Source organism: Candidatus Angelobacter sp. (assembly GCA_035607015.1).
Taxonomy (GTDB): Bacteria; Verrucomicrobiota; Verrucomicrobiia; order Limisphaerales; family AV2; genus AV2.
Genome location: DATNDF010000113.1, coordinates 1 through 11,247, shown reverse-complemented (window position 1 = coordinate 11,247; position 11,247 = coordinate 1). Strand labels below are relative to the sequence as shown.

Genomic DNA, 11,247 nt, shown 5'->3' with positions numbered 1-11,247 from the left:
CTTCAACCACGCCGGCAATCTCTCACCCTTCCAGATTTCCGGCGGATCCTGGCGTTCGCGCACGATGGCGGATTTGTTGCCATTGACCAGCACTTCAGCCGCCAACGAACGCGTGTTGTAGTTTGACGCCATCACGAAGCCGTACGCGCCGGCGCTCATCAACGCCAGATTATCGCCCTCTCCCACCTTCGGCAGCGGACGGTTCTTCGCGAAGAAATCGCTGGATTCGCAGACCGGGCCGACAACGTCGCTCGAAATCGCCGGGCCGTTCTTGTGCTTCACCGGCACGATCTCGTGATACGAATCGTAAATCGCGGGGCGAATCAGGTCGTTCATCGCCGCGTCCACGATGACAAAGTTCTTTTTGCCCGTGCGCTTCACGTATTCGACGCGCGTGACCAGAATGCCCGCGTTGCCGACGATGAAGCGGCCCGGTTCGATGAGAATCCGCAGCCGCAGCGGTTTCAACAGCGGCACGAGCGTGGCGGCGTAGGTGGCAGGCGTCAGGATGTGTTTTGCCTGCGGTTTCGCCCACCAATCCGGCGCGCCGCTGGCCAGCGCGGGTTGATAAACAATCCCCAGGCCGCCGCCGATGCTGAAGAACTCGAATTGATATTTCGTCGCCAGTTTCTCGACCAAGGGCACAACTTTCCTGACAGCCTTCTCGAACGGTTTCACCTCGGTAAGTTGCGAGCCGATGTGCATCTGCAGGCCGCGCAGGCGCAGGTTTTTCAGCCGGCTCGCGCGCGCATAGACACTTTCGACCTGCTCGAAGGCGATGCCGAATTTGTTTTCGTAAGTGCCGGTGGTGATCTTCGCATGTGTGCCGGCATCAATGTTCGGATTCACACGCACGGCAATCGGCGCGATTTTTTTCAACCGCTCAGCGACAAAATTGATCCGCTCCAGCTCCGGCTCGCTCTCGGCGTTGAACGAGTAAATGCCGCGGCGCAGCGCGAATTCGATTTCCGGCTCGGTCTTTCCCACGCCGGCAAAGGCGCATTTCTTCGGCGACCCGCCCGCGGCAATGACCCGGCGCAGTTCACCTTCGCTCACGATGTCGAAGCCCGCGCCGAGGTTTGCAAGAGCGCGCAGCACGGCGAGATTGGAGTTCGCCTTGACCGCGTAGCAGATGAGGTGATCGAGCGGCGCGAGCGCGGTGTCGAGCTTTCGGAAATGATTCCCGAGTGTGCGCTGCGAATAGACGTAGAGCGGCGTGCCGTGCTTTTTGGCGAGCGAGTCAATGGAAACGCCATCGCAACAGAGCTTGCCGGCCACGTAATGAAAATCATGCACGGGCGGGAGTTATGCCAAAGCGCCGGGTGAGGTTCAATACCCAAAGGCTCTCAATCGACGAAACCCGTGCGGCGAAGGAGGGAATTATTCCGCCTTTGCCGGCTCCGCATCCACCTGCGTCGTCCGGCCGGCCCGAATGCGTTCGATCTGGTCCGCAACGCGTTTGATCTCGTCCCTGCCGGTGTGGATGGCGAAATCGATGGTGAACCGGCGGCTTTCGCCGGGCTTGAGTTTGGGCACGCGACCGAACTGGCGTTCGATGCGGCGATTGTAGGGAAAGCCGGTGCCCGGTTCGAGTCCGGTCACATAGCCTTCCTCGAGCGCGGTGGTGTTTTTCCAGAGTGTGAAATATGGAAGCTGTCCGACCTGGAAGGCCAATGACACCGCCCTGTCGCCCGCGGCGTTTTCCAGCATCGCGAGCGTGCGGCCGCTTTCATCGGCGTAAGGATAAACGCAATAGACCTGTTCGATGAAGCCCTTGGTTGGCCCTTCGTAATCGGTCAACTGTTTCATACCCTCGGCGGCACGCGCGTTGAAAGGTGTCACGCGTTTGATCGCGCCGATGAATTTTGCGCCTTTCTCCAGCAAAGGCGGGCCGTAGTTGGAGTGATAGATGATCTGGAACTCCTGGTCGAACGCGCCCAGGTTCTTGATCGAATCCTCGATGCGAATCGAGTTCGAACCGGGTTCGGTCGAGATCTCGGTCCGCAGTTCGAGCTTCGGGCCGTAGAACATTCGTTCGTCCACCCGCCCACGAACGTGAATACGGTGGGGCGCGTCGCGGTCGATCACCACCTCGACCTCTGACGCCGGGATGTTCGCGGTGCGCCCGTGCACGGTGAGATCCATCTCGGCTTCGTCGCCTACATTGTTGATGAATTTGTCCTTGCCGGGGTGGCCGGCGTATTCCAGGCCGCACCTCACAAGCCATTCGTTGAATCCTTCGAGCCAGCCGAGTCCGCCGCGACTCTGCAGATTGATGAATTGCGGATGGACGACTTCCTTCACGGGCGAGTCCCAGCCGAGGCGCACGTCACCCAGCTCGACCTTCAGCACGCCCATCCCGCGCGTCGGAATCACGATGAACTTGAGCCGGCCATTGTCCACGACGATCAGATCCACACCCTCCTGTTTGCCGCCGTGAAGCGTGAATTTGCGCACGGACCAGTCCCCGCTCTTCGCAAGTTTCAGGCCGCGGCCGGTGATCTCCCACCGATCAACGCGGAGGTTATGCTCCGCGCTGGTCAGGGTCTTGCGGAACGGCTCGGCTGCGTTCGCGGAGGCGAAAATCACAGCAAACATGGTCGCGGCGATGGCTTTGAACATAAGAAATGACTCCTAAAAAGTCCTGTTGTCGCATATGGGTTTGATCGGCATGGTGCCAACGACCATCCACACTGGCAAACGCAAACGCGACAAACCGCGGGCGCGGAACCAATCGCCGCGGCGCTTCTCTCCGCGGCTTTCCTCTGCGCTTCACAAGCAATTGCAGACGACTCGCTGCACAAACTCGTTCCCAAAGCCATTGCTCGCGCCATGTCGGCTGACAGGGAAGCGGCAGCGCGTGTTGTGTGTTGTACGTGGCGCCGGAGGACGGATGCGTCGAGTTGTTCGCCGAGGGTGGCCAGGTCATTTTTTGTTCCTTTCGGTCATGGCCGATGCGTTCCGCCCGATAATCTGCTTTTCGTACGAGCGGGACCGGAGCGGCTCAACCCGGGAAATCAAATCCCGTTTAATCGAGTCACGCCGGGTTTTCTGCCGGCCAGCACTGCTCAAGACCGAAGCACATTTGCATTGCAACTCCAATGCCGGTTGAACACCCGATGCTTTTCCACGTCCAACCAGCAGCGGAATTGTTCGCGGAAAAACGGTGTGACCCTGACACTCTGGGCTGGCACTGAAACTGCAGGGCGAATTTCTGGCGCGGCAGGACGAAACGCGAACAGGTTTCGTGCGGCAATTGCAGCGGACGTAACGCAGTATGGAACTTCAAGACCGGGAAGCGAAGGGAATCAGGTGCGGCGGCCTTGGCCTGATCAAGCCGGAAACGCGGCGGGGCTACATCCTCCTGTGCACCCTCCTTTGGTCCACCATCACATTCCTACTCGCCCAACACTTCGTGCTTTCGACGGTCGTGGTGGAGGGGGAAAGCATGCTGCCCACATTGAAACCCGGCAATTATTGCCTGGTCAATTGCTGGCTCCCGTTCTTTCGCGGCTATCGGCGCGGCGATATTGTGGTCGTGCGCGACCGCGAACGGGGAGAACTCATGATCAAACGGGTCGTCGGCCTGCCATCGGACTCCATTCAAGTGCGGCGTGGCCAGGTTTACATCAATGGACGCCCGCTGACCGAGGCTTATCTGCCGACCCAGACCTACACCGCCCCCAGGGAAATGGGAAACCGCACCTTTGCGATCGCCAGGGACTGCTATTTTGTGCTGGGCGACAACCGGCCCGTCAGCGACGACAGCCGTTCCTATGGCGCCGTCAACCGCAGTGATCTCGTCGGTCTGGTTTCCCGGTAAGGCGGGAGCACCCATCGGGCCGTCCTGGACCGATGACTACGGAGCGGTCAATCACTCGCCGATGATTTTCACGAGTAAGCGCTTCTTCCGTCGGCCATCGAACTCCCCGTAAATAATCTGCTCCCACGGACCCAAGTCCAGCTTTCGGGATGCAGGTCAGCGAGCGCCCGGTGCCGGAGACGGGTTGACGCTGCGCCGATAAAGTGTGTCGTTCTCCAGCGGTTCGAAACCGCAACGCAGGGCACCAGTTCGCCTACTGACTGATTCGGCGACATCAAAGCTTCCAATCCGCAGAAATTATTTTGGCGGCCTGTTGTTCGTCATCCTTATGGACAAATATCTTAATCGCATTCCTTGTGACATACCCTGCTCCGGACCATGCTCGTCCGCTGGTAAACACTCGTCGCTCAATCCTGTCTATTTGGAAGCGAACGCCAGCTTGCGTGAAACGCTTCAAAAAACGGTCTGCCTCAAAAGGGTCAAACATGCCCAAGGATCGGAATCCATCCGGCTCTTTCGTATCTGCATCCTCCTGACTGATGTTGGTAGGGGACTCCACGCTCCGAGCTTCGGGGTTGGACGCTGGCGGAGGCGGCTCAGGATTGCAGGACTCCAGTGGATTCTGGTCAATGGCGCATTCGGAATATTCATCTGAATACTCCTTGCCGCAATAAGGGCACTTTTTCATGCATGGTTGCCGCTAAACGAAAAACTGAGCCATGCCACATTCGTGACGTTAACCGCGCAGCGGAACTGCCAGCGCCAACCGGCGCTGGCTCCAACGACCTGTTCGGCTCAAAGTCATCTTTTATCTGCCGAATATTTCTCAATCCACTTCGCCGGATCGTCTCCTAAATCCTTACCTGTCTTCGTGCGAAGATATGCAATCACTTCACGAATGTCACGGTCCCGCTCCCGCTCCACAATCCAGAGGAGAGGACCGGGGCTGTTGGTCCGTCGAGGGGGTAAGCAGGCAATGATATAAAGCTGCTCGACTGCACGCTCAGGCTCGGACCGAAAGGCCTCATCACGGCAACGCCCGTAATCCACTATCGCGCTCCAAACCCCTCGCTCGTCTGCCTGTTGTACGGCGGACTGCATCGCGAGGTGCCAAGCAAGGGCGAGCAGTGCAACAACCAACAAGCAGGCAAGAATGAGCGCCCACCTATAACCGATGACTGTCATAGCACAGCCAAATATACGAGCATAGTTCGGTTTGACTAACGTCCAGATATAGGTCATCCGAAGTTATTCATGGGCGGGGCGGTGGGCCGCCAGGAATGCCCCGCCGCAGCCGACGGTGAATAACTTCGTCGCCGCGAAAGCTCAGGCACGCGGGACCAGATGACGTGAACCGCGAAGCGGAACTGGAACCGCCACTCCGCGTTGCCTTCAGCGAGAGTCTGTGTGAAAACTCCCCGCGAGTAAGAGGCGCGGAAAAATCGGCGTTCACATTTTGGTTATGGCGCGTTGTTATTTTTTTCGAGAGTGATTCGAACCACTTTTTCGTTTTCCAAAATGACCAAATCCGGGCCTTCACACAGCTTCGCGATTTGTTAGGCGTACGGCTCATGTCTGGCCTCCATAATAACCTAAATCTCGAAGCTTCGGAATCTGCCGGACATACCAAATGAAAGTCGGCGCCAGAGCCAAAATAAAAATGGAAACGATGAAGAACCCGCTGGCGGACGAGCGAATCATACTGACAAGCAGCACAGCCAGTACTGGAAGATAAACCAGCAACATCACAATCAAAGACTGACGCGACGCACGCTTGCGGCGCTCGGCCAAATCATAACGCGATGCAAGAGCAGTCAGATGCCGATGCCACCAGCGGAAAACTGCAAAGACATAGCACCCTAAAATCACGAAGCAAATGGTAACTACGAAATATTCGCTCATATCAAAGTGCGCCTAACTATTCAGTGTCAGCATGAATTGACTTGATAAGCCGCTAATAGAAGTTCCTTCTGAGCTTAATGAGTAGTCCATAGCCGGAAAATCTCCCTCGACTGGAATGGCGTCAAGCGTTAATCAGCCCACTCAGTCTCCATCTCCCGTCCAGTCCGCTATCAGGGCCACGATCATCGGAAAATGGCTTTCTCCAGCCAGAATCTCGCACGAGATCAGCCCGCATCATTCCACGAGGCGCCGATGGAATCTCGTTGAGTTGGGGATTCATTCCCCGGCATATCAAGCCCATGAAATCACTCACAGAACATCTCTGGTTTGAAGTCCCCAACCGCCGTGGCTTCGTCAACATCACCGACACGGTTGAGGCTCTGGTGAAAAAGAGCGGGATTCAGGATGGCCTTTGTCTGGTAAACGCGATGCACATCACCGCTTCGGTGTTCATCAACGATGCCGAGGAGGGCCTGTTGCACGATTATGAAGTCTGGCTGGAAAAACTCGCGCCCCACGCGCCCACGTCACAGTATCAGCACAATCGCACGGGAGAGGACAATGCCGACGCTCATCTCAAGCGGCAGGTCATGGGCCGCGAAGTCGTCGTTGCCATCACGAAAGGCAAACTGGACTTCGGGCCCTGGGAACAGATTTTCTATGGTGAGTTCGACGGACGGCGTCGAAAGCGGGCGCTGGTGAAGATTATCGGCGAGTGAGTCAAAAACCATGAGCAGGTGTCGAAGTGTCACCAAATCCATAATTGATCAGGCACGATGCACCGCCTTGGAATTGTGCTCCAACCCTGATGTGTGAACCGTTCCGGGTGACCGCACTTCAATCACCCTCCGCCCAATCAGGAGACCGACCTGCCATCTGTTGCGTTGTCACTGTGCGGCTTTGATCCATTTGATGAGGTCCCGAAGCTGGCTGTTCTCGGGATCAAGCCGCAGACTGGTTTTCACCAACAGAAAGGCATCATCAGCCCTTTTGCACTTTACCAAAAAAATCGCATAATTGTAGATGGCCTCCGGGGAATACGGACAGATCGCGAAGGCCTGACGAAAAGCCAGATCGGCCGCGTTTCGCATCTGAACTTTTTCATCCGTATCCCGGGCGTGTTCAGCTCGCCAAGCATACAGGCCGGCGAGCGAACTACGGAGCTTGGAAAAGGTCTTTTGCGCCTCTTTGCTTTTTACATAACCCTTGTCGCCTTTAAATCCGTCCAGGTTCTTGTCGAGAAAGACCCTGTCTGAGAAATCACAGACTTCCTTGATCGGCGTGTCGGTCGCAAGCCATTTGCCAATCAATTCTCCCGTCAGCTGCCTCCAATAGTCCTGATCTTTTTCAACGCGCGCGGTGCCCAATTCCGGCAGCGGTTTATCATGCAGTTGGAAAATCAGGCCGTGCGGCGAGAAATAGGGATACATCCAGTCGAGAGGAAAACTTTCTTCGACATAGAATTCATAGCCCGGATTCCTGTCAAAAATGATCCTGACCAGCAGACCGTTGATGGCCATGACGGCGACGGCGCCGCTGACTTGAACATGACCGTTGACCACGCGGACATCCTCCCCAGGTTTGAGACCGCCTTGTTCCAATCGCTGTTGAGCGTTCGTCGTATATTCTTGAAAACACCTTTGCGAATCCTCGTCTCCGGGGATGTAAAGCTTCTTGCCATACCGCTTCCTCAAGTATTCGAGATATGCGCGGTCAGCCAATTGGTTTTGAGTCAGCACAAAAAAGCGCTTTCCGTCCTCCTTTGGCTCGATCAGCGACGAAATGATGAATCTTCCGGGATCGGTGCCGCCGAAATAGATGCTGCCTTCAGGAATCGAATCAATGATTTCCTTGCCAAACCGATGCAACCACTTGTTGTCCCATTCGTGATACTGTTCGTAGGTGCCGATCATTTCGTTGATGGACGGCCAGATCAGTGTCTTGAGCACTGGAGAAACGGATTCATTTGCCACTGAATTGGTATAGCGTCCGCTCGCCTGCTGGATCTGCTCGGCTAGATTGGTTGCGGTTTCCCAGTCATCCACCCGCACAGCATCAAAAAACTTCCAAACGATGGCCGGGACCTTGTTGGTCAGGGTTTCCGCGCTTTCCCGGATTTGCTTTTCCTTGGCTGTGGCAAAACGCGCCAGATCACGGTCAGTCGCTTGGGTTTCTGTCGCCAGGGCCATGGCGAATCCGCAACAGAAAGCAATCGGCCAGACTTTCGCCGTCATGTTTGGATGTTAAGCCGGACTCCTCCTTGAAACCAGTCCAATCGAAACGCACATCAAGGATGGCAAGGGCAACTGAGATGTGTCTCCCATGGTCGCCCAAAAGCCCACTAGGACCGGTCGGTCCGACTTCAAAACCTCGTTCTCGAAGTTTCCTTCGTTGATTTCAATGGTCGGTTTCATATTGAGTTCAACGTTCTTCCCGTTCGTGGTCATGATGTGTCCGATCATTTCGAAGGCCGTCTGGGCGGCTGGTCGTGCCAGATCAGGCCGAAGAAAACGATGCAAAAAACCATCAGGGCGACAAGGGCCGGCATGGCTGGATTCCTTTCCGGTGAATTTTAAAAACGCGACCACGCTTCCGGGGCGCTTCGGATCTGGCCAGACCCGGGTAGCGCGGGCGCACTGTGAATGCGGCGAAGTCAAATTCGTTCAACAGCACGAACAATCGTCCGGGATGGCGAAGGCCGTCAGGTTTATGGTAGTTGATGCTCATACAGTTTCTTTTTGATGGTCGTGTGTAAACCAGGCGAGTCACCGCTTCGATATTTCGTGCGGCAACGAGGCTTCCCGGACATCAGTTTGGAAGCCCCCTCCGAGTGCTTTGACAAGTTGTACGCCAGCGATCAGGCGCTGACCGGCGAGCTGCGCGTTGGCGCGCTCGGCCTGGAGCGCATCGCGGCTCGCGTCCACGACTTCCAGATAGCTCACGATGCCGGACCGATAGCGGTCCAGCGCCAGGTCGGCGGCGCGCCGGGCGCTCGCGACGGCGCGTTCCTGCGCAGCGGCCTGATCAATCAAGTGACGAATACCGGAAAGGCTGTTCTCCACTTCGCCAAATGCGACGAGGACTCGCTGGCGATAATGCGCCACGGCTTCATCAAAGGTCGCCAGCGACCGTTTGTAATTCGCCCGATTGCGGCCGCCGGCAAAGATGGGCAACGAAAGGCTTGGACCAATTGACCACGTGCGACTGTCCCACTTGAACAGGGTGTCGATGTCGCCGCTCACATAGCCGCCCGAACCGGTGAGGGTTAACACCGGAAAGAACGCCGCCTTGGCCACGCCGATGCGCGCGTTGGCCGAGGCAAGCTGCCGCTCCGCCTCGGCAACGTCGGGCCGGCGTTCGAGCAGATCCGCGGGCAATCCCGCGGGAACCACCGGCGGCTGCGGGTTCCAATCGTTCGAGGTGTAAGCCGGGAGCCGGAAAACGGACGGATTGTCGCCGACCAGTATGGCGATTGCGTTTTCCAGTTCGTTCCGGCGGCGCGCGAGTGATTCGGCCTCGGCTTCGGTGGTGGCCAGCTCGGTTTCCGCGCGGGCGACATCCAGCTCGCTGCCGATGCCGCCCTCGAAGCGGCTTCGCACGAGCCGGACCTGTTCCTTGCGCAAGCCGACTGTTCCGGTGACGGTCGCGATTTCGGCGTCAAGTGCGCGCAGCGCGAAGTAGTTTTGCGCCAGATCGGACTGAAGTGTGAGCAGGAAACTGTAAAACGCCGCCAGCGACGCTTGCGCATCGGAACGGGCGCTTTCAAATCCGCGCCGGACGCGACCCCAGAGATCAATTTCGTAGCTCAAATCGAGCGGAGCGCGAAAGGTGTTGGCGGTCAGCGGGCCGAAGCTCGGCTGCTGGTTGGGTGAAATCCGCTGTCGGTTGAAGCCGGGGTCTAGGTTAAGCGACGGCAGTAGATCGCCGCGGGCGACACGGGCAGTCGCACGGGCCTGGTCCACACGGGCGACCGCCGCTTTGAGTTCCTGGTTTGCGTTCGCAGCCCGCAACTCCAGGTCATTCAAGACCTCATCGCCGAAGATTTCCCACCAGTCGCCTTTCGGCACGTTGTCGAGCGGCCGACCTTCCTTCCACGAGCCGAGCGCTTCGGCTTTGTAACTCGCGGGGACGAAATTCGTCGGTTGTTTGTAGTCAGGACCGACGGTCAATAGTCCGGCGTTGGCGGACATCGGAACGAGCAGCAGTGCAACCGCCGCGGCGCCCGTTGCGATTCCGGCCGAACCCACCGCTGGCCCCGTTGATTCTCGAGCGGGGGCGGGCGTTTTCTTCCGCCCGAGTTTCATCAGAACCACATAGAACACCGGTGTGAGAAACAAACCGAACAAGGTTACACCGATCATGCCGGAAAAAACCGCGATGCCCATTGCCTGGCGCATTTCGGCGCCCGCTCCGTGCGACTTCACCAGCGGAAACACGCCCGCAATGAAGGCGATGGACGTCATCAGGATCGGACGCAGGCGCAACTTGCACGCCTCGATGGCGGCTTCAACCGGCGAAAGTCCGCCCTCGTCCTGCTTGTGCTTTGCAAACTCGACGATCAGGATTGCGTTCTTGCACGCAAGCCCGACCAGCACAATCAAACCGATCTGCGTGAAGATGTTGTTGTCACCGTGGGACAGCCAGACGCCGGTGATGGCGAACAGCAGGCACATCGGAACGATGAGGATGATCGCCAGCGGCAGGCGGAAGCTCTCGTATTGCGCGGCAAGCACGAGGAACACGAGCAACAGGCAAAGCGGGTAAACATAGACGGCGGTGTTGCCGGCAAGAATTCGTTGATATGTCAACTCGGTCCATTCCGGAGTCATGCCTTTGGGCAGGGTTTCCTTCGCAAGCCTGGTGATGAGAGCCTCGGCCTGGCCGGAGCTGAAGCCGGGCGCGGGCCCGCCGTTGATTTCAGCGGCGGGATAGCCGTTGTAACGCATCGCGCGGTCGGGCCCGTGTGTCTCGTTGACTTTCACGAGTGTCCCGAGCGGGACCATCTGACCGTTCGCATTGCGGGTTTTGAGGCGCGTGATGTCTTCGGGGCGGTCGCGGAATTGCGCGTCGGATTGCGCGATGACCTGATAGGTGCGGCCAAAGCGGTTGAAGTCATTCACGTAAAGCGAGCCGAGATAAATCTGCATCGTCTCGAAAAGGTTTTGGAGCGGCACGCCCTGTTGCTTGGCTTTCACGCGGTCGATGTCCGCATCCAATTGCGGCACGTTCACCGTGAAGGTCGAAAACGTGCCGGCGAGTCCGGGGGTCTGGTAGCTTTTGCCGACGATCCCCTGCACGTTCTGGTAAAGCGCGTCATAACCGAGATCGGCACGGTCTTCGACAAAGAGTTTGAAGCCGCTGATGGTGCCAAGGCCCATCACGGGTGGTGGCGGCACGGTGAGGACAAACGCGTCCTGTATGGCGCCAAACTGTTTGTTCATCTCGCCCGCGATGGCGGGGCCGCTGAGATCCGGCGTTTTGCGATCTTCAAACGGATCGAGACAGAAAAAAACGATGCCGGC

8 protein-coding genes and 2 pseudogenes are annotated in these 11,247 nt (G+C 57.6%); 2 read left to right on the top strand and 8 right to left on the bottom strand.

Annotated elements, in window-relative coordinates:
• Together lysA and VN887_04860 are read right to left on the bottom strand one after the other, a co-directional pair.
• On the bottom strand, positions 1-1,296 hold a 1,296-nt coding region (gene lysA / locus VN887_04865; protein HXT39334.1), incomplete at its 3' end, for a diaminopimelate decarboxylase.
• A gap of 84 nt (positions 1,297-1,380) precedes the next feature.
• A complete protein-coding gene (locus VN887_04860; GenBank protein ID HXT39333.1) occupies positions 1,381-2,622 on the bottom strand; it encodes an aldose 1-epimerase family protein in 1,242 nt (413 codons plus the stop codon).
• Positions 2,623-3,277: 655 nt separating this feature from the next.
• Here VN887_04860 and lepB point away from each other — a divergent pair.
• Positions 3,278-3,823, top strand: coding sequence for a signal peptidase I (lepB, locus tag VN887_04855; protein ID HXT39332.1), 546 nt, complete (start codon positions 3,278-3,280; stop codon positions 3,821-3,823).
• Positions 3,824-3,874: 51 nt separating this feature from the next.
• Here lepB and VN887_04850 read toward each other — a convergent pair.
• From VN887_04850 to VN887_04840, 3 genes and pseudogenes are all read right to left on the bottom strand, one after another.
• A pseudogene (locus tag VN887_04850) lies at positions 3,875-3,967 on the bottom strand (YjbQ family protein).
• Positions 3,968-4,624: 657 nt separating this feature from the next.
• The gene (locus VN887_04845) at positions 4,625-5,065 is read right to left on the bottom strand and encodes a hypothetical protein (protein ID HXT39331.1); all 441 of its coding nucleotides are present in this window, start codon (positions 5,063-5,065) and stop codon (positions 4,625-4,627) included.
• A 327-nt stretch (positions 5,066-5,392) separates the two neighbouring features.
• Positions 5,393-5,725, bottom strand: coding sequence for a hypothetical protein (locus VN887_04840; protein ID HXT39330.1), 333 nt, complete (start codon positions 5,723-5,725; stop codon positions 5,393-5,395).
• Positions 5,726-6,024: 299 nt separating this feature from the next.
• Between VN887_04840 and VN887_04835 the strand changes: the two genes are divergently transcribed.
• Positions 6,025-6,444 carry a secondary thiamine-phosphate synthase enzyme YjbQ gene (locus tag VN887_04835; protein HXT39329.1) on the top strand — a complete coding sequence of 140 codons (420 nt, stop codon included), beginning with the start codon at positions 6,025-6,027 and terminating at the stop codon, positions 6,442-6,444.
• A gap of 168 nt (positions 6,445-6,612) precedes the next feature.
• Here the strand turns inward: VN887_04835 and VN887_04830 are convergent, their stop codons facing one another.
• From VN887_04830 to VN887_04820, 3 genes and pseudogenes are all read right to left on the bottom strand, one after another.
• Positions 6,613-7,959 (bottom strand): hypothetical protein, encoded by a 1,347-nt coding sequence (locus tag VN887_04830; GenBank protein HXT39328.1) that lies wholly within the window; start codon positions 7,957-7,959, stop codon positions 6,613-6,615.
• A 531-nt stretch (positions 7,960-8,490) separates the two neighbouring features.
• Positions 8,491-9,915, bottom strand: coding sequence for an efflux transporter outer membrane subunit (locus VN887_04825; protein ID HXT39327.1), 1,425 nt, complete (start codon positions 9,913-9,915; stop codon positions 8,491-8,493).
• Between the two features lie 114 nt (positions 9,916-10,029).
• Positions 10,030-11,247: pseudogene (locus VN887_04820) on the bottom strand (efflux RND transporter permease subunit).

Excerpts from the sequence above, each read along its gene's own strand:
- VN887_04835 (HXT39329.1), top strand. The coding sequence starts at position 6,025 with ATGAAATCACTCACAGAACATCTCTGGTTTGAAGTCCCCAACCGCCGT.
- VN887_04860 (HXT39333.1), bottom strand. The coding sequence starts at position 2,622 with ATGTTCAAAGCCATCGCCGCGACCATGTTTGCTGTGATTTTCGCCTCC.
- VN887_04840 (HXT39330.1), bottom strand. The coding sequence starts at position 5,725 with ATGAGCGAATATTTCGTAGTTACCATTTGCTTCGTGATTTTAGGGTGC.
- lepB (HXT39332.1), top strand. The coding sequence starts at position 3,278 with ATGGAACTTCAAGACCGGGAAGCGAAGGGAATCAGGTGCGGCGGCCTT.
- VN887_04825 (HXT39327.1), bottom strand. The coding sequence starts at position 9,915 with ATGTCCGCCAACGCCGGACTATTGACCGTCGGTCCTGACTACAAACAA.
- VN887_04830 (HXT39328.1), bottom strand. The coding sequence starts at position 7,959 with ATGACGGCGAAAGTCTGGCCGATTGCTTTCTGTTGCGGATTCGCCATG.
- VN887_04845 (HXT39331.1), bottom strand. The coding sequence starts at position 5,065 with ATGACCTATATCTGGACGTTAGTCAAACCGAACTATGCTCGTATATTT.